Genomic DNA, 19,259 nt, shown 5'->3' on the forward strand with positions numbered 1-19,259 from the left:
GGTTCAACCACAGGTCAGAGCGAGACCGGGAGACACAGAGATGGGCAAGAAGAGAAAGTTTCAGCAGCCTGGAAATGCAGAACAGGTTTCAGGTGAACAACGATCATTTGTCTTTCTTGGGGGGAACCTCGGCCTTGACCTTGTCAATACAGAAGTCATGGTACGCGGGAAAAGAACCGACTTGCTCCAGACCCCTCAGGATGCCAGCCAATGGTGGGAGATGGCCCGGCAAGCTCATCCTGACCTCTCACAAGAAGGAGAGCAGGTGAGATGGGATGAGCACCAGCTCCGAGCGCTGCACGCCTTGCGTACCATCCTGCGCAATCTCTTTGAAGACATTGCAGTCCGCTGTCGAGTGGACAACATGGCTGTACGAGAACTGAATGCCTTCTTGCGTGAAGGGTATTACGAGCTCGAAGTCTCCCCGGAAGGGGCGCTGTCTGCCATCTACCGGACACGCCAGGACAGGAGGGCTTCAGCCGTCGTGACCATCGCCTTTGCCGCCTTCCGTTTGTTGACAGAGCACGATCTCCGCCGCTTGCGTATCTGCCGCAATGACCGTTGCATCCTGCTCTTCTACGATACTACCAGAAGCGCCACACGGCACTGGTGCAGCGTGGCATGCGCCAATCGAGCACGGTCCATCCAAAACTACCGGCGAGCAAAGGGAAAGTAAGTGTGGAGACGCTCGAGAAAGATCAGACCGTTGGCAAGAAAGGTGGTGACATGCCCGTGTTTACAGCATACCCTGAACAGGCGACGCGCCTCCGCCTCCTGTGGCAGCATGGATGCTGAGGAGGTGATGACCTGTTGCGGGGACGTGCGAAAGAAAAATCGTGGTCATGCTCTCCCCTCTTGCTATGGCCCGCTCGCCCGGCATGCCTGCATCAGCGTCTCCGCATTATCAGTCCCAGCAGGCCGCGCGCCCGCAGGCGGAGGTAGAGGAGCAGCCAAAGACTCAGCCAGATGCCGCCAAGGAGATAGCCGCCAAGGACATCGCTGGCCCAATGATCCCCCAGATAGACGCGCGATGGGCCTACCATGACGATGAAAAAGCCTGAGAGGAGCAAAAGAAGGATACGCCACCAGCTCCGACCCTGGAAGAGAATGAGGCCATAGGAGAACAGCAAACCCCAGTAGGCCACATAGGCCATGACGTGCCCACTCGGAAAGCTGGCTCCTCTGGCCGCTTGCAAAACCTCAACCAGCGTGGGCGAGGGACGCGGACGCGCGACCAGTAGCTTGACTGTATGATTGAGTAGCTCGCTGCTCAGACAGTTACCAAGCAGAATCAAAGCTTCCAGGCGCAGGCGTCCGAGCCAGAGCAGCATGGCCGTGGCCAGCACCAGCCCCGCCGCCAGCAATGGCACACTGCCGATGAAGCTGATTGCCAGCATGAGCGCGCGTAGCCAGGGACTCTGCTCCTCCTGAAATTCGCGCGTGATGGCAACGTCAATGGTCAACACCGGATGGGTGTGAACCCACCAGGCCAGCAGCGCAAACAGGCTCAGCAGCAAGGTGTAGAGGGCCAGCAAGAGCCTGCCCCGGTGTAATGTCCGGTACCAGGGGAGCCGCGCTTTCTGAATCTCTCGCTGCGCTTCTGCTAAGGGTGTTTCTTCTTCACTATCTCCGTTTAATTGATACTTTTCTTGATTTTTTCGTCTAATTGGTGTAATCCGCTCTCCCATCCTGATCTGCTTCCTCCTCTTGAGCGAGCAGGGTTGCTTGTAAGCAAAGCGAATGAGCTGTATTTTTGTTGTATTATATCTGATGGGAGCCGCAGCTAGTGAGCAGGCAGAGATCGCTCTGGCTTGAAGAGGGGAAGGAAAACAAGCACGATGGCAGCGTTCGAGGTACGTTCTGCACGTTCAGAGGACCGCGAGACGGTGCTCGCTTTTTGTGCCCATACCTGGGAATGGGGCGACTACATCCCCGAGGCCTGGGACACCTGGCTGGGGGACCAGCAGGGGAGGTTACTGGTGGCGACGAGCGACGGGCGGGCCGTGGGTCTGCTCCATTTGCGCATGCTCAATGAGCACGAGGCTTGGCTGGAGGGCTTGCGCGTCGACCCGGCCTATCGCCGTCAGGGAGTCGCGACCGCTTTGCATCAGGCTGCGCTGGCTGAGGCTATGCGCCGGGGAGCCAAAACGGTGCGCCTGCTCACCGAGGCCAGGAACAGTGCCGCCATCGCTCTGGCCAGGAAAAGTCGCATGCACGAGGTTGGTAGCTTTTTCCCTTATCAGGCCCCGCCGCTGCCAGAGCTGCCACGGCGCCTGGCTTCGCTGCCCAGGCCAGAGCTGGCGCGAGTTGAGGATCTGGAGGAGATCATCGCCTATCTCAATGTCTCAAACATCTTCCCTTTGACTGGTGGCCTCTACTACTCGGGTTTCATCGCCTATAGTATCAGCGACCGCTTGTTGAAGACGAAGATCAACGCTGGCGAGATCTATCTCTTGCGCCGCTGGGAGCGCCTTGATGGGCTGATGATGATTGAGGAACGCGAGGGGCGCCACGGTAAATATCTGTTCATTGGCTACATCGACGGTACGACTGCCGACACCATCGGCCAGCTCGCCTATCTCCTGCGCCATCTGACGGCGCAGCGCAACCTGGAGGCCGTGCGCGCTCACGTTCCCGACCTGCTGATGGTACGCGATACCTTCGCCGGGGCCGAATACCAGGTCGCCGACAGCCCCTACGTCACCTACGAGCGCATGCTGACCTGACTCGCATCCACCGCCGCCTTTATCTCTCAGCGCCAACCAAGCTAACTGCTGCTTTCCCTGGCTCTGTCTCTGCCAGATTCTTGTCTACCCAGGTTGCCGTAGCAGCAGGCAGAAGCCAGCATCCTGCCAGGCAGCTAAGTCAGGACAGAGGCTCACGCAGAGGAGCCAGGAACAGAAGCAGCAGCAAGAAGCGGGACGGAAGACGTAGCCGCTGGCCACCACCAGGCACCACTGTGGATCTGACAGACCAGCCTTGAGCAACACACGCCCGGCGAACCGTCCCGCCTCCCTGTCAAGAAGAGAAGCGCTTTCCTTCTCAGGTCGACATCGAGCAACTAGGCATGCCGCAGGGGCTTCATAACCGCGCGTGGATTCTTGAGCGCGCGATAGCGCAGCAACCAGCAACCATAGTGCATACCACCGCCAACCGCAGGTAACGCCAACCACTGGCCATCTTTCAGCTGATCATGATAGATCAGCTCGGCCATCGCTGTAGCAATGCTTGCATTCGAGAGGTTACCATAATAGCGGAAATTATCAACCAGCTTCTCCATCGTCGAAGCTGGCCAGCCGTAATCGTGGATCAGCAGCTCGCCAAGGCGGCGAGTGATACGTGAGTTGGCCTGATGGGGAATAATGTAGGCAACCTCGTCATGACCGAGGCCGGCATGACGCAGGCAGGCATCGACCGCTTCCGCCATAGCGCGGGGAGCCTCACGGAAGACCTCCTTGCCATTCATTTTAGTATAGCCCACCAGGTTCTGTGAGAGCAGCTGCGCCAGCTCCTTGCCTTTCCCCTCGCGATAGAGCTGGAGAATCTTCATATCGACCTCGGCCATCTCGATCGAGTCCTTGCGCAACGGCGTCTGATAGAACAGAGCCGGCGCCTGGCTGGCCTCATAGCCACTGATGGCATAGGTCTCATCGCCCTCCTCGCCACGCTCTAGCAAGAAGGCCGCCGCCCCCTCACCGAAGAGCGAGCTGGTCTTCCAATCCAGGATGTGCATAATATTAGGCAGCAGGCCCTCCGCTGTCACCAATAACACCAGGCGCGCCGTGCTACAAGAAAGCGCCTCCGCACAGACCTGAAAAGCCTCGGTCTGGGAGGCGCAGGCACCGCGCAGCATGGTGGCGCGAATGGGCTTGAGGCCGAGGCGATGCTGGACCTGCCCGGCAATGGTGGGGAACGCATCGTTATCTGAGGAGGAGGCGCCGATAATCATATCGATCTCGGAAGCCGAGCGACCGGCGCTTTCGAGGGCCCGCTGCGCGGCCACGACCGCCATATCGGCCAGCGACTCATCGCGCGGGGCATCAGGACTGTCGATCAGGCCGGGAGCCTCCTCGCCGGCCATCCGACGGCACAGGTCCAGGGTACTTGCGCGCACGTGGCGGGTGATGAGGCCTGTCACCCGTTCCAGATCCTCGGCTTTGCGCGGATCGCCCAGGCGTGTCGAAATATAAGCAAAAAAATCATTGGTGATGATTCCAGCGGGTGCATAGGTACCCAGGCCAATCAAGCGCACTCTGGCGCGGGTGTAGATCTCAGGCACAATGTAGGTGTACTGCGGCCATGATCCGTCGGTAGGGAAGGATGTCATTGCTTGATGAACTCCCTCAATGAGGTTCGATGATCAGGCATAAGACCGATTATTCCAAGTATACCACATCGCCGCCGCCCCCGTCCTTAGCTCCGACCTTTCAGGCGCGCTGATCTCGCCTTCGCCTGGCTTGACCTGGGTGATAGGATAGAAAGGGCAGCTATCGCGCTACCAGAGGAGAGACGCATGACTGCTATTTCGCCCGGGCAGGAGGTCCCGTCCCGGACCGCCCAGAAGCTTCGCCAGGTGCACACGATCACCGACCGCTTTGGCATGCTCAACACCTACCTGATCGACGATGGCGGCCTGGTGGTCGTCGATCCTCGCTCCTCTTTAAATGGGCAGTTGATCCTTTACTACATCGAGCGTTTTTTGCAGCGCTCCCCCACTGATATCGATCTGATCGTGCTGACTAGCCTGGAGACAAACCAAAGCGGAGGCATCGAGACGCTGCGTCAGCGCTGTAGGGCGCCAGTCGCCGCGCTCTCTAAGACAAGGAGCCGTGCTTCCTCTACCGGCGAGCCAGGCCGGGGGGGCGCAGGCCCTCATTCGAGGATGCCTTCCTCCTTTCGCACCAGCGAGCTATTCTCGCTCGACGCCTTGTTTGTTCTCACTACCCCTCATCTACGCCAGGTCAGCATCTGGTTGCAAGATGTAGGCGGTCTGCCACGCCACGAGGACTGGCGCGTGATCGCCACCAGCGGGGCGGCACACGGCTATTTTTGCCTCTATAATCCCTTTTCCTGGGAATTAATTGGCGGGGCCGCCATCAGCACAACCGAGGGAGGCCAGCCCATTCTCCACGCCAGCAGCGATCTGCGGGGTCAACAGGAGACGCTGCGCGTGCTGCGTGATCTCCAGATTTACTACCTGTACCCCGGCCAGGGCAAGCCATTGCTCGCTCGCAACGCCGCCGCCCAGATCCGCCTGGATTGGTAGGTAGGAAGGGAGGCCGGCGAGGCTCACTGTGCGGGGGGCCAGAACGGCTGGGCCTGTGGTGGTCCCTGCGGCTGGGGCGCAGAGAAGAGCGCTTCACTGGAAGAGGCGGACAACTCCGAATGCGTGCCCGCCGTCGGCGAGGTCACCAGGGGTCTGTACTGGAGCAGCACGGCCCCTAACTGGACCAGGTCGCCGCTCTCCAGTAGGCGTGGTCCGTTCAGCGGCTCCCCGTTCACCAGCGTCGCCCCTACCGTCAGATCCTGGAGATAGAGGCTCTCAGAGCGCACCAGCAAGAGGGCATGACGCGGGGCCAAAGAAGGATCTGGGAGAGAGACCTCGCAGCCCGGATCAGCGCCGATCACCAGGGCTGGCCCGTTGCATACGAAGCTGCGGCCTACCAAAGCCCCATTGCAAATGAGCAGGAGATGCGTCACTGGGCGCAGCGCCGGTAGAGCCTCCGAGGGCGCGGTGACCGTCTGGGGCGTCGGTGAGAATGAGGGCAACGGGGTCTGCCCGGGCGAGGCCTCCGGCTCGCCTATGGGCCCGGCCTCGATTGGCGGCTCCCAGGCCCTGATCGGCGTCGGGGGCGTCACCGGGGAGGGCGTCACCGGCGTAGCCGTCTCGCTCTTTCGCAGGCGCACCGGACGCAGGGGGTTAGGATGGCGCAGCAAAGGATCATCGTCAGTGGGAGCCGCCGGGCGCGGTGGCGTAGCCAGCTCAAAGAGGAAGCGTAGCGCCCCAATCTCTAGCACATCGCCTGAGCGCACAGGGGCGGAACCCGAGACGCGCTGTCCGTTTACGAAGACCCCGTTCAGACTCTGGCAGTCAATCACGTAAATCTGGCCATTGTCCCAGATCAGTTCGGCATGATAGCGTGAGGCCAGATCATCGTCGAGCCAGATATCGTTTTCCTCCCCACGCCCCAGGCGCACAAAGGCTCGGGTGAGAGCCAACCGTTGACCCTGCAAGCGACCATTGCGATGCTCTAACCACCCCCACGGCGTATCAGCATTGAAGACAAAGGGAGCCGTCACGCCTGGCGGATGCGGCGCATACCTGGCAGGCGCGAGAGCGATCTGAGGGGCGCTCAGGCTGCGCGTCAGGGCGCGCGTTCCCTTCTGAGCAGCAGAGGCGGGCGTCGCGAAGAGGGCGTATCCCAGGGCCGTCGCTAGCGGTACCCCCCAGCCACAGGCAGCCACATAGGCCAACATGGCCGCTACCTCGGACGGCGGAAGAATCGGCTGGAGCGGGATAAAGCGCAAATAAAACCAGATAAGGGCCGGAGCAATCAACAGAGCAGACAAACCCTCCACCAGCAGCGCCCCAGCAAGCTGGCGTCTCGTTCCGCGGCGGCCCAGCGCTTTATAGACGACCTCTCCGGCCATTGTAAGCAAGCAACAGAGGAGGCCACCGTAGCAACCGAAGCTAAACCATTCAGGGAAAGCAACGCTACTCGTAGCACTCCCTCCTTAACGCGCGCCCCATCGCCCTAAAGCATCGGCACCACGCCGGCACGGTGGGCCTCAGAGATCAGAATCCTGTCGACGACAGCACCCTGTTTCTCTTCCTTGGCGTAGAGCGCATCGCTGGCAATATTGACGGCATCGCCTGTCATAGCAGCACTTATCTCACTGGCATCCCAATAACCAAAGCCCTGCGCATCGGGGGAGAGCGCTACCCCGAGCAAAGTGCGATCGGGTAGCACCACAATGACAGCATGGAGGCCAATGCTCTCTACCGCCGACGCCAGCAGCAGCGTCACCTCGGCATCTGAGCCACCGCCCTGCTGGAGCACCTCGGAAGGAAGGCGAATCAGCTGGGTAGCCGAGGCCGCGCTCTCCGGGCCAGCATAGGGGGCTCCCTGACGCTGGCAGCGCAGGCCATAGTCGAGTCGTAGGGCGTCGAAGATGGCATCGACCTGGTCAAGCACCTGGCGCAGAATCGTTCCTGAGTAACCCGTCATCGCCGCGGGAGCCGGCGGCGGTTGCTGAGGAAGATAGGCCATCGCCCGAGAGACCAGCTCTTCAACCGCCGGCGCTGTCGGCGTGACCCAGGCCGCGAGGCGTAAGCGATTGGCCGCCGACCAGGCCATCAGGCGCCGCGAATGGAGCTGCAAGGGGATGGCATTGCTGTAATAGCGCGTACCCTGTCCATCGGCAACCGTCACCTGTACCTGGGTCTGACGATCACTGGTCAACGTTCGCAAGACGCCATTCAACAAGGGCGGCACAAAGCCCACACTCTGCACCCGCCCCTCGGCGCTGACCGTGCGCGTCTCCGTCTGTGAAAAACCAGCAATGGCCACACTGACGCGCAGCGGCTGCGGACCAGCCACGCTACTGAAGAGAACCTCCACGACGGCGCTTCCCGTGTGCAGGTAAGAGGGATAGAAGGCCGAGAATAATTCCTGGGGGGCTTTCACACAGACACGTACTGGGAGCTGGCCGCCACAGTGCTGGCCACCCACCAGGCTCGCCTGCTGATAGCGGGCATAGCTCTGCAGGCCACCCCAGACATAGCCCAACCCCAGGCCCGTCAACCCGCTGACTGCCAGCAACAGCACGATAATTTTTCTGGCCATTGCCTCTTTTCTCGCCCCTTGCCTGCTTTGCACCAGGAGAATGTGGTGTGAGATGGAGGCATTATATCAAAGCGTGTCAGAGCCGACAAAGGGCATAGGACTTGTTGGGGAGATGCCTCCAGGCCGGGCTGGGCCTCTCTGGCTGTCATCCCTCAGACTGGCCGCAGACTCTCTCATTATGAGGAGAGCACAGAGCGGAACTGGAAGGCACGGACGAGCAGGAGCACGCCAAAGACAATGGCGTAGAGACCAATCAGCCAGACCAGAGCCAGCAGTCCAGCCGCTGGACTCAAGGCCAGGGCAATCCCTAAGAGAATGGAGACTGCCCCAGCCAGTATCAGCGTCCATTCTAAGCCGAACGCGCGTCGGAAGCTCAGGGCTGCTGCCACCTCGATCACCCCCGTGAGGATGGCCCAGCTGGCTACCAGGGCGAGCAAGACCAGGGCCGTAATGCCTGGCCAGAAGAAAGCCAGGAGACCTGCCAGAATGCCGGCCAGCCCTTCAATGAGCAGAATCCACCAATGACCGACAACGTTGCGCTCCTGGAGCGCCTGCGCCACGGCTACCAGGCCGTCAACAAGGGCATAGGCTCCAAAAAGATAAATCAGCACCAGCAGGGTGAGATGAGGCCAGAGTAGGGCCGCAATGCCAAAGAGAATGGCAGCTGCTCCGCGTATGGCCAGTATCCACCAGGAGTGCTGCGAGATCTGATAACCGGTCATCATGCTGATCACGCTCCTTTTCCTCTGCCAAACCGGTCACTCTGCTTCCCGATCCTATGTTATGTAGGGAAGAGACTTCGCCACTTCTTCTTCCCCATTAGGAATAACCAGAGCAGAGCCTATCTTGCATCCATCTATCCATAGGGAAGACACGCAATCCAGCGGCGTGTGGAGACAGGCGCCTGGCGCAAGGCGTTAGCCAGCCCAGCACAGGCCAGCGTCGTCCTCCCCGCTCGACTGGACTGGCCGGCGCTAGATAGGAGAGGTTGCTATCTGCCTGAGCCGGCCAGCAACCAGCTAGAAGCTTAGGAGACGGGATCAGGGTCCACCTTTGTTGAGGGGAAGTCGATAAAGGCCGGGGGAACGGCGTCGGCCAGCCAGGTCTGGTCGTTACCGCGATAGAAGCGGACCCCCTGTTCGCTGGCTGCTCGCGCGCGTACCATGAGGACGACAGGTCGGCGCGTTCGGCGCCCACCCACCTGTCGAGCGGTCGTGGTATCGGTAGACAGGTGAACGTACTGCCGACGCATGGGCTTGAGTCCCTCACGCTGGATGGCTGGAAGAGCCTCCGGCACGGTTCCATGATAGAGGATTTCTGGCGGAATGGCCTCCGGCTTTGGCAGACGACGCGGCAGCGAGTGCCCGTAGAGAGCCCGGATCTTGCCAGCGCGCAGCTCGTAGCGCTGTTTCCCTGCGCTGGCCATCATGGTCTCCAGGTCTTCCTCTCGTAAGTCACGCCAGCTCGCGCGCTGCTGGCGTAGGGCCCGCAGCAGGTCGGCTACGGGAACCCAGCCCTCTTCATCTAGTTCTAATCCATAACGGCCCGGCTGATGCCGTAGGGCGTGCGCTATTGTCCGACTCAGACTGCGATAATCAACTGGCTTCTCTCCTCTCTGCTCCATGAGATTATCACAATTCTCCTTCTTGCTCTCTCAGCATGCTTAAAGATTCCTTGAGAGGATTTGCTTCTTCATCAAGCAAGAATAAGTCTCTTCATCCATCTCTCTCAAGCTTGTGCCTCCATCCGCCTTTCTACCCTTTACCTGACCTGACATTCTTCTCACCTCCTGCTAGCAGCAATCCTTTTGATGTATACTTCTCTATATATAGGGAGATTGATCTCGCCAGGGCTGTGCAGGACCCGGCGAGATCAGGGAGCCTTGGTCAACCGCGTTAGGCTGCTTTTCAGGATGAAAGCAGAATGAGCCTCAGAAAGGAATCGTATCATGTCAGGCAAGAGACTCCGCTCTCTTCCCCTCCCGGGAGCACTTTCCCGTGTGTTGATCCTCCTGCTCGTCTTGGCCAGTCTGGCAGTGGTGAGAGCACTGCCTGGGCTGCGCGGCGAGCCGGTGCAAGCCGCTTCGCCCGTGACCTTGAGCGTCTCTGGCATGAGTGCCACCATCAGCAACGGCCTCTTCACGATCAAGTTCAATAGCTCCGGTACCGGCTACTCGCTGGTCTGGCAGGGCAAGGAGCTGATTGGGCCAGCCAAGGGCTTTTACAGCTCGATCAATGGTGGCACGGGCTTCAGTCCAACACAGCTCACTGTCGTGACCAATACCTCCAGCCTGGTCGATATCGCCTATATCAGTAGCTGGGGCGAGCTGCACTACGTCGTTCGCAGTGGCGTGAGCGGTCTTTACTCTTACTTTCTGGCCACCGGCATCGGGACGGTCGGTGAGTTTCGCACGCTCTACCGCGTCGACGGCTCGATCTTCCGCACTGGCTACAATGGCGTTGAGACGGCCATCGCTTTCCCAACGCTGAGCCAGATTCAGTCGGCTACTGTGCTTCAGGACTCAACCTATCAGCTGAGCGATGGCACTATCTATACAAAATACGATGCCGCCACCTACCTGATGAGTCAGGATCTGCTGCACGGGGTCTACGGCAACGGCTACGGCGTCTGGCTGATTTCGCCCAGCCACGAGTACAACAATGGCGGCCCGTTGAAGCAGGACCTGACGGTCCACGTCGACAGTAGCAACGGCGATGCTGTTGTCCTCAATATGCTCATCAGTGCTCATTTTGGGACGCCAGAGGTAGCAATTCCCAACGGCAAGCTCTTCGGTCCCTGGTTTGTCTACTTTAACAACGGGAGTATCAGCGATGCCCAGGCACAGGCCGCACTTCAACAGCAACAATGGCCCTATAGCTGGCTCTCCAACCCGGCCTATCCACTCAGTCGGGCTACGGTAACAGGTACTCTGCGCCTGGCCGATGGACGTCCCGCCGCTGGCGCTCAGATTACCCTGGCCCAGCCCGGCGGCGATGTCTACGCCCAGGGCGCTGGCTATATCTTTACAACGGTGGCCGATAGCGCTGGGAACTTCACGCTCCGCCAGGTGCGCCCTGGCAGCTATAGTCTCTATGCCTGGGCCAACGGTGGCAGTATCGGGGATATCACGGATCAGTACGAGCTGGACAATGTGAACGTGACAGGGACAAGTACCAGTCTGGGGACCTTGACCTGGACGCCGGTGCGCTATAGTACCCTCCTCTGGCAGATCGGCACCGCGGACCGCAAGGCGGCGGAGTTCCGGTTAGGCAATCTGCCGCGTCAGTACGGTCTTTGGAACCAGGTTCCGGCGAACCTGACCTATACCATCGGCTCCAGCACTCCCGCGAACAACTGGTACTATGCCCAGACGGCAGTCGGGACCTGGAATGTCAACTTCTCTGTCAGCCAAAGCTATAGCGGCGATGCTCATCTCACAGTGGCGCTGGCCGGTATGACGCGTACTGCCGCTGTGACGCTCCGCGTGAATGGAACGGCTATCGGCTCCTACCCGGCCTATACGAACGACGCGGCGATCTACCGCAGTGCCAATCAGAGCGGCTCCTACCATCTGATGGTCTTTACCTTCCCGGCCTCGCTGCTGAAGATCGGGACTAACACGCTAGCCTTCGCCATGACTTCGGTCAGCGGCGGCGGCGGAGCGATGTACGATACTGTCAAGCTGGAAGTAGGGCCACAGGTGACCGGCGGTGGCACGACCTCAACGCCAACGCCGACCCCAACTCCTACGCCAACGGCGCGGCCTACGGCAACAGCGACTCCAACGCCGACCGCCACCGCAGGCAGCGCCTGCCACGTGAGCTATAGCGTCAGCAGCCAGTGGCCTGGCGGCTTCACCGCCAGTATCACGCTGACGAACAGCGGGACAACGACGGTCAATGGCTGGACGCTGACATTTGTCTTCAGCGCCGGCCAAACGGTCACTCAGGGCTGGAACGCTACTTTCAGTCAGCAGGGGAGCCAGGTAAGCGCAAGCAGCTTGAGTTATAACGCCGTGTTGGCCCCAGGCACATCGACCACCCTGGGCTTCAATGGCACCTGGACAACTACTAATCCTGCTCCAGCCTCCTTCGCCCTGAATGGGCAGAGCTGCGCGCTCTCCTGAAGCTGAAGCCATACAACCTTCTCCCCTCCTCCTTTGGTTTGGACAAGGCGCCTGTGGTCAGAGACTGACCACAGGCGCCTCTTTTGATCGTTCCTTTTTCCCCTCCCCCTCGGCTGCCCAGACAGAGCTTACCCGCCCTGACGGCCCTTGCATTCCCAGTCTCTCGGTCCGAAGGCACCCGAAGGCACCGACCTGGTGCTAGCCCTTTCGTTTATCAATGCAATGATTAACCAGTCTTCTCCGTTACTGCGGGTAAAACGATCACAGGCTGGCTCTGATGAGCCAGGGTTTCGTCTATGCTCACATATCAAGAGGCACAGCAGCTAGAGACACTCATTCAACAGGAAGCGCCAACGGTGGAGGTACACATCTTGCCCGAGGTGGGGCAACCTGACCACTACTGTCTGGCCATTTACCTGCGTGGCCAGCCACGCTTCGTGGTCCGCTCTCTGGATCAATGGAACCAGCGCAAAAAGACGCTGAAGTCCTGATAGGGCCTTGTCTGGCAAACCAGTACCTTACGTGATGAAAAGAGAGTGCGGCTAGAAAGAACTGGCCTGCCGCCACGGTCAGGTGAGGACCAGCGAGGATGCTTGTCCCGGGCCAGGGCAGGCCAGTGCTCAACAGGAAAAAGGTCCTTTCTTCTCTCGGCTCACGAAGGCAACTCGCTGACGAAGCGCCTTCCAGACAGGCAGACAAACAGACAGGCAGGCAGGGTAGACAGAGAAAGCGACCAGTCAGTCATTCGGGAACCCGGCCAGCCGTCAATCTGCATGCGCTATAATTTCAGCATAGGAGCAAATTCCACCAATGGAGGTATGCAGGGATGAGCGCAGATTCCGCGCCTGCAGCGACGAAGGCTTATCGGAGCCGCGTGGGGCTGGTGGCTGATTCGCCGCAATTTCCCGGAGCCTGGCAGGAGATTGTCGAGAAGGTCAAGATTGCCGATGAGCTGGGCTTTGACTCGGTCTGGCTGGGCGAGTCCTGGGGCTACGAGCTGTTCACCTCGCTGGCCGACCTGGCTCGCGCGACCAGGCGCATCAAGCTCGGCGCCGGCATTGCTAATATCTACTCACGCACCCCGGCCCTGATCGCCAGCACCGTTGCCACCCTGGATGAGCGTTCTGGGGGGCGCATGATCCTTGGTCTCGGCCCTTCAGGCGCCAATGTCATCGAGCACTGGCACGGCGTGCCCTTCGAAAAGCCCTTGCAGCGCACACGCGAGTACGTTGAGATCATCAGGATGATCCTGCGCCACGAGAAGCTCATCTATCATGGGCAGTTCTTCAAGCTGGAGCGTGGCTTTAAGCTGCGTTTTACGCCGCTACGCGCGGATGTGCCGATTTACGTCGCGGCAATGGGGCCGAAAAACGTGATTCAGACCGGGGAGATCGCCGACGGCGTCTTGCCAGTCTACTGGCCTGGCCATAAGTGGCAGGAGCTGCGTCAGCACCTGGATGAGGGCGCGCAACGAGCCGGACGTCCCCCTCACAGCGCGCTGATCGCTCCCTATATCACCAGCGCAATCTTGCCTGAGAATGCCGACGAGCAGATGCGTCAGGCCGCTCGCTATCAGGCCGCCGCTCCTCTGGCCTACTATATCGGGAAAATGGGCGTCTACTACGCTGAGATGCTGACCCGCCACGGCTATGGGGACCAGGTGCAGGCTGTCATCGAGGGCTGGAAACAAGGCATGAAGAGCGCTATCGAGGCCGTTGATCCAGACATGCTCGACGCCGTGACCATTGTAGGAACACCGCGCGAGATCGTGGCCAAACTGGATGCATGGGCCGAGCAGGGCCTGGATCAGCCACTGCTGAGCATGCCAGGCGGCTCGGTGGACGAGGCCGGCCAGCTCCTGAGCGCTCTGATGGAGGCCCTGCACTCCTGACCGGGCCTGCTGCCGCTGTCGAGATAAGGGGAGACAGGCCAGGCCACGGACGTGCCGCTCGCTCTCGTCTGGTGCAACGTCCCTGGCCTGGCCTGAACTGAACTGAACTGAAGGTCGCTCTGCTCTTCGCTCAGCCCAATCCACTATTTGCCGGCCACTTGCAAGAGGCTCAGGGCCTGGCCAGGCTCAGATCATCATGGCGCTGGCGACGCGCAAACGCTTTGGCGTGCTCCAGCCGCTTTTTGATCGAAGGATGGTCGTGAAAGAGGATCTCGACCAGCGGGGCCGGCTCGGCCTCGGCAAGGTTCTGATTGGCCAGGCGCGTCATCATGCTCTGAAACGCCTCGCTCTTGCCTGTGGTGAGCAGGGCATACTCGTCGGCCTGATATTCGAGATAGCGGCTCATGGCATTACCTACAGGCATGAAGATCAGGCCGACCACAGCACTGACCAGGGCAATCAGGGGCAGGGTTGCCGGATCAGCCAGGCCGTGATAGCCGAACTGCGGCGTGGCCAGCCAGTGCAGGGTGACATTGATCAGATAGAGGGCTACCAGGGTCAAGAGCGACTGGCTGGCGATGAGCTTCCAGATATCGCCGTGAACATGATGGCCCAGCTCATGCGCCAGAACGACTTCGATCTCGTCAGGCGTGTATTGATCGAGCAGGGTATCGCCAACGACGATGCGACGTGTGTTCCCCAGACCCATCAGGGCCGCATTGGCCGCGGTGGTCTTGCTGCTCATCTGCATGGTGAAGACACCGCGCACGCGCGTGTGAGCACGCTCAGCGAGCGCCAGCAGGCGTGCTTTCAGCTCTCCATCCGGCAGGGGGGTGAAGCGATAGAAGAGAGGCAGAATCAGGACAGGGGCCAGATTGGCCAGTACCACCGAGAAGAAGAGCATCACCAGCGCCACCCAGAGCCACCAGGTCAGCGGCTGCCTGGCCAGAAGAAGATAGATGAGTTCCAGGGCTGCCAGCTCTAAGACAATGCTCAACAGCAAGCCCTTGAGCAGGTCGCCTAGCCAGGCCCCCAGCGTCTGCACCGAGAGGCCATAGCGCCGCGGCAGGACGTAGCCGCGATAGACAGTCAGGGGAGCGCTGATCAGCTCGTAAACCAGGAGCAGGACCAGGAAGTAGCCGGCTACCTGCAGCGGGTACCAGCCCGCGAGCGGCTGCCAGGCCAGCGGCTGTAAGAGATCGCGCAGCCAGAGGTCGAGCCGGAAGAGATAGAGGACCACCAGGCCAGCAGCGGCAACGGCCAGCCCTACAAGCCAGAGCTGCCGCCGGAGACGCGCGTACTCACGCGCCTCCCGCTGACGCTGGGGATCAAGCTGGGTAGTCCTGGCTGGCGGCTCTTCTCTCTGCTGCGCTGGTTGTGTAGACTGCTCTCGTTCCATAAAAGCTACCTTCCTCCACACGATGATAAGCGGCAGAGACCGGGCTAGCCCGTGTCAACCTGTTTCGCTTTATCTTAACGCATAGGCTCTGCTCTGGGCAAGCCGATCTTGCCCGCCTGCCCTTGCTGCTGGAACTGGCAAGCAATCACCCCAGCAGCAGAGACCGCCCTCGACACCGATCTCTTCGCTGGGCGCAAGGCATGAGTGAGGTTGGTTCACTGGAGTTTGCGGCTCTCCCCGGCAGGTCTGCCAGTCAGGCAGATCAGGCCGGGGAGAAGCGGCCCGCATCCTCTCAGAGCGTGTGAAAAGTGCAGCTGACCTTCCCAAAGTGGAGCGAGTCGCCATCGCTGAGAGGGGTCGCCTTATCCGGCTCCAGGCGTCGCCCATTGATGCGCGTTGCATTCGTGCTATTCAAATCGGTCAGGGTAAAGGTGCTGCCGATATGTTCCAGAAGTGCATGCACGCGCGAAACCGTGTCTGCATGCTCCATCGGACCCAGATCAATATCGGGCTTCAAGCCGCCCAGGTCATGATCGTAGCGCCCTACCACCAGGCGCTCACCCGTCAGGATAAGCTCACGGCCATCGCTAAAGATCAGTCGTCCCCACGGCGCATTGGGATCAGAACGCGGCTCACTGGCCGGACGAGCTTTGATCGGCTGGGGTGGGCCAGGCGGTGGCGGCGAGACAGGAGCCGCAGGGACAGCGGGCGCAGGCGGCTGAAGGCCAGGGACCTGCACAGTGGGCACAGAAGAGGCCGCAATCGTCGGCTCAGCACTAGAGCTGGAGCCCGTCCCCGCTCCCTTATCGTGCGCCCCAGGCCCAGGAATAAAGGTCACCGTTGGCTTGGGAATCACTGGCGGCTTCGCCGGTACCTGGGAAGCATAGGGCTGGATCGGGGGCTTAGCCGGCGGCGCAGGAGGAGGGGCTACCGGCGGCTTCGCCGGTGCCGGAGACGGAGCCGGCTGAGCAGGAGACTGTACGCTCCGCACTCCTGAACCCTGGGACTGGAAAGTTGAAGCCCCACACTTCGGGCAGAAGGCCGCATTAGGCTTCAGCTCTGTTTTGCAATTAGGACAGAGCTGCTTGAGGGCCCGCCCGCAGCCCGAGCAGAAGGTATCGCCCGGCTCATACGGTGTATTGCACTGGGGACAGCGCAGGCCAGCAGCGGGCTGCCTGGGCATCGCCGCGGGAGCTGCTGGCGCCGGCGTGGACGGCACGTAGGGCGGCACATAGGACGGCGAACCGGGCGGCGGCGTCGGCACCGCCCCATAGGGACCCGCCGACATCGTTGGCCCCCCCCACTGTTGCTGAACCTGCGGCAGAAGCGAAGGAGGAATCGGGCCAATCTGCACCTCGGGACGCTGCTGGCGCACCAGGCCATCAACAATATTGAGCACCTCATTGGCCAGGCTCGCCTGACGTACTGCGCCTACACCGGCAGTAATCGCCAGCGGCAGCAGTACCGGGATGACCATCGCCCCCACAGCCCCTATCGTCCCAACTGCCGCTTTATCCATCCAGCGCTGCTGGCCAATCATCGCCAGCACTCCCCCCGAGACACGCTGCAGCGTCACCGAGAGGGCAGCCTGCATTCCGAGCACGGCCTCAAAGTCGCCGCCCTTCTTCAACTGCACCAGGGCCTGATCGGAATTACTAAACTGCTGCGTCTGATACCCCTTGGCACGATAGACATTCTCCAGATCGGTAGCCAGACGCGGTATATCAATATCTTGAGATGTATAAAATCGGGCATCCATTGGTCTTTTCCCTTCTGCGGTAGCGAGGCGCTTCTCAACTCGCTCTGTTAGCTCAGCAGCAGCCGCTCACTGCCCTCCTCGCTCCCCTCCGACAGAGAGTGTCTGCACAGGGCACAGACCCAACCAGAGCAAGGGAGGGCCGCGCCGTACTCCACCGGCTGCAGCAACGGCGCGGCCTCATCTCAACAGCAGGTGCACCTGAGTCGATGTCACCGTAGGATACCAGCCCTAGCAGCCCTGGCAGCTGAGCAGAGTCTCCTCCTCTCTACTGGGCAGGCTCAGCGGGCGAAGAAGGCGACTGCGGTCCAGACGGTGCGGGAGGAGGCTGTGGCGGCTGCCAGCCAGGGAAGCCGAAGCCCGGCGCAGGTGGCCAGCTCTGGACTCCCGGCTGCTGCTGGCGAATCAGGCCGTCGACAATCCAGAGCACCTCGTTGCCCAGGGTTGCCTGGCGCACAGCCCCAATGCCCGCTGTAAAGAGCAAGGGCCACAGCGGCGGAATGGCCATGCCGGCCACTCCCACCACTGCCTTCTCGGCCCACTGCTGCTGACCAGTGGTGACCGAGATCCCCCCAGCCGTGCGTTGGATCACCACGGCCAGCGCCGCCTGTAAGCCAAGAAGCCGCTCGAAGTCGCCTCCCTTTCTCAACTGTACCACTTTCTGATCGCCGCTGCCAAATTGCTGCGTCTGGTAGCCCTTCGCTTGCAAGATGCTCTCCAGATCATGGGCCAGACGCTCCAGATCGATCTCTTGGGTATTGTAAAAACGAGTACTCATATCCTCTCCTATTCTGCTTTATCTCAACCTGGCTACTTCCCGGACGAGGCCCCCAACGGAATCAGCCAGCCCTCACCGGCGCTTCCCTTGTACCAAGCGGAAGTCTTACTTGCTTCGTAAAGATATACGACTCGCAGAGAGAGAGGTTAAAAATTTGACCACGATCTGGGTTCCCATTCGAGAGCTGCCTCTCTTGCCCGCCCCACTGCCACAGATAGTGCTATAATAGTAAAATGCAATGGCTCCCAAGACGGCCCCTGGCCGCTGCCAGCGAGCGCATCACCCTATTTGTCAGCTTGCCTGTGCAGGCAGACAGGCAGACAGACAATAGCATCCAAGCCTTACCACCTGGTCAGTCGGAGAAGAGGAAAGAAGAGGTCCTATGGTTGAAAGACTATCCCACTCGGCTTATGAAGAAGAGGAAGGGGAAGAGGAGGCCCCCCCTGGTTCCCTGGCTTCGCGCAATACCCTTCGCTACATTATCCTGGGATTGCTCGGTACGCGGCCCATGACAGGCTACGACATCAAACAGGCCTTCGATCGAGCCATCGCCAGCTATTGGAACGCGGGCAGCAGCCAGATTTATACAACGCTCAAAAGTCTCAGGCACGAAGGGCTGGTAGAGGTCGAGGTCATCGAGCAGAAGAGTCGCCCCAACCGCAAGCTCTACCGTTTGACGCCGCGAGGGGAGGCCGAGCTAGACCACTGGCTCAACGAGCCGACTCCCGAGCGCTTCACCAAGGATGAATTTCTGACTAAGCTCTTTTTCTGCGGCGAGACCTCCGACGCCACGGCGCTGCAGCACCTCCTCCAACATCGCGAGAGCCTCCTCCGGCAACTGCAGCATATGGAATGGGCTCGGCAACAATACGCCAACCGGCCAACACGCCGCCCTCGCCTGCTAGAGTATCAGATGCTCGTGCGCGAGTACAAAGAGGCAGTTCTGCGCGCTGGCCTGGAGGTCACTGAGCACGCTATTGCACGCCTGAAGCAACGCTTGTCAGATAAGAGCTAGTCTGACGACGATCTCCCAACAGTTGCCTCTTACGCTCGAGCTTGCCCCCCAATAAGGCTACTTTCCTCCTCTCTCCCCTGGTAGCCAGCAATGAACCTGTGTTATTCTTGAAGAGGAATCTCGCATCCTGTACATCTCGGGTCCTCCTAACACACGAGCAGGATTGAGCCAGGCGAGAGGTGCCAAGAGGGATATACGTCCTGGTCACGTTTTCTCTTGTAGAGCTTGCCAGATCTCTATGCCACGTGAACCACGACGGGCATGATGTGCTCAGGCAGTTGCGAGCGCGTGCGAGACACGCGCCCCAGACAGGACGCAGGGAAGCAGGGGAAGCCAGGGCAAGCTGCCACAGGACCAGAATCAGCCACGCACGCGCACCCTGTTTGATCCCAGTAACGGCCTTCTTTCGAGTGGTCTGAGCCTTCCCTCACTATCAGGTCTTCAAGG

General features: G+C 60.4%; 16 protein-coding genes. 7 read left to right on the forward strand and 9 right to left on the reverse strand.

Translation table 11 applies throughout. From position 1 onward, the window contains the following. Window positions 1-40: 40 nt before the first annotated feature. Window positions 41-676 carry a CGNR zinc finger domain-containing protein gene (locus tag N688_RS19150; protein WP_052890775.1) on the forward strand — a complete coding sequence of 212 codons (636 nt, stop codon included), beginning with the start codon at window positions 41-43 and terminating at the stop codon, window positions 674-676. 211 nt (window positions 677-887) lie between these two features. Here the strand turns inward: N688_RS19150 and N688_RS19155 are convergent, their stop codons facing one another. Next, on the reverse strand, window positions 888-1,688 hold the full coding sequence (locus tag N688_RS19155) for a phosphatase PAP2 family protein (RefSeq protein WP_052890776.1): 801 nt from the start codon (window positions 1,686-1,688) through the stop codon (window positions 888-890). A gap of 150 nt (window positions 1,689-1,838) precedes the next feature. Here N688_RS19155 and N688_RS19160 point away from each other — a divergent pair, with 150 nt between their 5' ends. Continuing rightward, window positions 1,839-2,726 carry a GNAT family N-acetyltransferase gene (locus N688_RS19160; protein WP_052890777.1) on the forward strand — a complete coding sequence of 296 codons (888 nt, stop codon included), beginning with the start codon at window positions 1,839-1,841 and terminating at the stop codon, window positions 2,724-2,726. A gap of 335 nt (window positions 2,727-3,061) precedes the next feature. On the opposite strand, the gene N688_RS19170 is transcribed toward N688_RS19160, so the two are convergent. Next, entirely contained in the window at window positions 3,062-4,327 is a 1,266-nt protein-coding gene (locus N688_RS19170) for a 3-oxoacyl-ACP synthase III family protein (protein WP_052890779.1), read from the reverse strand. Window positions 4,328-4,513: 186 nt separating this feature from the next. Between N688_RS19170 and N688_RS19175 the strand changes: the two genes are divergently transcribed. Continuing rightward, window positions 4,514-5,266: an MBL fold metallo-hydrolase gene (locus N688_RS19175; RefSeq protein WP_052890780.1), complete on the forward strand. Its 753-nt coding sequence runs from the start codon at window positions 4,514-4,516 to the stop codon at window positions 5,264-5,266. Between the two features lie 23 nt (window positions 5,267-5,289). Here N688_RS19175 and N688_RS19180 read toward each other — a convergent pair whose 3' ends face one another. From N688_RS19180 to N688_RS19195, 4 genes are all read right to left on the reverse strand, one after another. Then, the gene (locus tag N688_RS19180; RefSeq protein ID WP_052890781.1) at window positions 5,290-6,651 is read right to left on the reverse strand and encodes an FHA domain-containing protein; all 1,362 of its coding nucleotides are present in this window, start codon (window positions 6,649-6,651) and stop codon (window positions 5,290-5,292) included. 104 nt (window positions 6,652-6,755) lie between these two features. Next, the gene (locus N688_RS19185; protein ID WP_052890782.1) at window positions 6,756-7,847 is read right to left on the reverse strand and encodes a hypothetical protein; all 1,092 of its coding nucleotides are present in this window, start codon (window positions 7,845-7,847) and stop codon (window positions 6,756-6,758) included. 176 nt (window positions 7,848-8,023) lie between these two features. Then, window positions 8,024-8,572 (reverse strand): HdeD family acid-resistance protein, encoded by a 549-nt coding sequence (locus N688_RS19190; protein WP_081839026.1) that lies wholly within the window; start codon window positions 8,570-8,572, stop codon window positions 8,024-8,026. Window positions 8,573-8,874: 302 nt separating this feature from the next. After that, the gene (locus tag N688_RS19195) at window positions 8,875-9,471 is read right to left on the reverse strand and encodes an RNA 2'-phosphotransferase (RefSeq protein WP_052890783.1); all 597 of its coding nucleotides are present in this window, start codon (window positions 9,469-9,471) and stop codon (window positions 8,875-8,877) included. A 324-nt stretch (window positions 9,472-9,795) separates the two neighbouring features. Here N688_RS19195 and N688_RS19200 point away from each other — a divergent pair, with 324 nt between their 5' ends. From N688_RS19200 to N688_RS19210, 3 genes are all read left to right on the forward strand, one after another. Then, window positions 9,796-11,973, forward strand: coding sequence for a polysaccharide lyase family protein (locus N688_RS19200; RefSeq protein WP_081839027.1), 2,178 nt, complete (start codon window positions 9,796-9,798; stop codon window positions 11,971-11,973). Window positions 11,974-12,269: 296 nt separating this feature from the next. Further along, window positions 12,270-12,464: a hypothetical protein gene (locus tag N688_RS19205; RefSeq protein WP_052890785.1), complete on the forward strand. Its 195-nt coding sequence runs from the start codon at window positions 12,270-12,272 to the stop codon at window positions 12,462-12,464. Between the two features lie 335 nt (window positions 12,465-12,799). Then, entirely contained in the window at window positions 12,800-13,864 is a 1,065-nt protein-coding gene (locus N688_RS19210) for an LLM class flavin-dependent oxidoreductase (protein WP_052890786.1), read from the forward strand. A gap of 169 nt (window positions 13,865-14,033) precedes the next feature. Here the strand turns inward: N688_RS19210 and N688_RS19215 are convergent, their stop codons facing one another. The 3 genes from N688_RS19215 to N688_RS19225 all read right to left on the reverse strand — a co-directional run bounded on the left by N688_RS19215 (window position 14,034) and on the right by N688_RS19225 (window position 17,797). Continuing rightward, window positions 14,034-15,263 carry a M48 family metallopeptidase gene (locus tag N688_RS19215; protein ID WP_052890787.1) on the reverse strand — a complete coding sequence of 410 codons (1,230 nt, stop codon included), beginning with the start codon at window positions 15,261-15,263 and terminating at the stop codon, window positions 14,034-14,036. 292 nt (window positions 15,264-15,555) lie between these two features. Then, window positions 15,556-17,022 (reverse strand): FHA domain-containing protein, encoded by a 1,467-nt coding sequence (locus tag N688_RS19220; protein WP_052890788.1) that lies wholly within the window; start codon window positions 17,020-17,022, stop codon window positions 15,556-15,558. 265 nt (window positions 17,023-17,287) lie between these two features. Further along, on the reverse strand, window positions 17,288-17,797 hold the full coding sequence (locus N688_RS19225) for a hypothetical protein (protein ID WP_052890789.1): 510 nt from the start codon (window positions 17,795-17,797) through the stop codon (window positions 17,288-17,290). A 382-nt stretch (window positions 17,798-18,179) separates the two neighbouring features. Between N688_RS19225 and N688_RS19230 the strand changes: the two genes are divergently transcribed. Further along, a complete protein-coding gene (locus N688_RS19230) occupies window positions 18,180-18,812 on the forward strand; it encodes a PadR family transcriptional regulator (RefSeq protein WP_052890790.1) in 633 nt (210 codons plus the stop codon). The last annotated feature ends 447 nt before the right edge of the window (window positions 18,813-19,259 follow it).

This window comes from Thermogemmatispora carboxidivorans (assembly GCF_000702505.1).
Classification (GTDB): Bacteria; Chloroflexota; Ktedonobacteria; order Ktedonobacterales; family Ktedonobacteraceae; genus Thermogemmatispora; species Thermogemmatispora carboxidivorans.

What these genes read in the sequence shown, in the direction of transcription:
- N688_RS19190 (WP_081839026.1), bottom strand. Translation starts at nt 8,572, where the DNA reads ATGATGACCGGTTATCAGATCTCGCAGCACTCCTGGTGGATACTGGCC.
- N688_RS19195 (WP_052890783.1), bottom strand. Translation starts at nt 9,471, where the DNA reads ATGGAGCAGAGAGGAGAGAAGCCAGTTGATTATCGCAGTCTGAGTCGG.
- N688_RS19155 (WP_052890776.1), bottom strand. Translation starts at nt 1,688, where the DNA reads ATGGGAGAGCGGATTACACCAATTAGACGAAAAAATCAAGAAAAGTAT.
- N688_RS19180 (WP_052890781.1), bottom strand. Translation starts at nt 6,651, where the DNA reads ATGGCCGGAGAGGTCGTCTATAAAGCGCTGGGCCGCCGCGGAACGAGA.
- N688_RS19200 (WP_081839027.1), top strand. Translation starts at nt 9,796, where the DNA reads ATGTCAGGCAAGAGACTCCGCTCTCTTCCCCTCCCGGGAGCACTTTCC.
- N688_RS19205 (WP_052890785.1), top strand. Translation starts at nt 12,270, where the DNA reads ATGCTCACATATCAAGAGGCACAGCAGCTAGAGACACTCATTCAACAG.
- N688_RS19170 (WP_052890779.1), bottom strand. Translation starts at nt 4,327, where the DNA reads ATGACATCCTTCCCTACCGACGGATCATGGCCGCAGTACACCTACATT.
- N688_RS19215 (WP_052890787.1), bottom strand. Translation starts at nt 15,263, where the DNA reads ATGGAACGAGAGCAGTCTACACAACCAGCGCAGCAGAGAGAAGAGCCG.
- N688_RS19150 (WP_052890775.1), top strand. Translation starts at nt 41, where the DNA reads ATGGGCAAGAAGAGAAAGTTTCAGCAGCCTGGAAATGCAGAACAGGTT.
- N688_RS19210 (WP_052890786.1), top strand. Translation starts at nt 12,800, where the DNA reads ATGAGCGCAGATTCCGCGCCTGCAGCGACGAAGGCTTATCGGAGCCGC.
- N688_RS19160 (WP_052890777.1), top strand. Translation starts at nt 1,839, where the DNA reads ATGGCAGCGTTCGAGGTACGTTCTGCACGTTCAGAGGACCGCGAGACG.
- N688_RS19225 (WP_052890789.1), bottom strand. Translation starts at nt 17,797, where the DNA reads ATGAGTACTCGTTTTTACAATACCCAAGAGATCGATCTGGAGCGTCTG.
- N688_RS19220 (WP_052890788.1), bottom strand. Translation starts at nt 17,022, where the DNA reads ATGGATGCCCGATTTTATACATCTCAAGATATTGATATACCGCGTCTG.
- N688_RS19230 (WP_052890790.1), top strand. Translation starts at nt 18,180, where the DNA reads ATGGTTGAAAGACTATCCCACTCGGCTTATGAAGAAGAGGAAGGGGAA.
- N688_RS19175 (WP_052890780.1), top strand. Translation starts at nt 4,514, where the DNA reads ATGACTGCTATTTCGCCCGGGCAGGAGGTCCCGTCCCGGACCGCCCAG.
- N688_RS19185 (WP_052890782.1), bottom strand. Translation starts at nt 7,847, where the DNA reads ATGGCCAGAAAAATTATCGTGCTGTTGCTGGCAGTCAGCGGGTTGACG.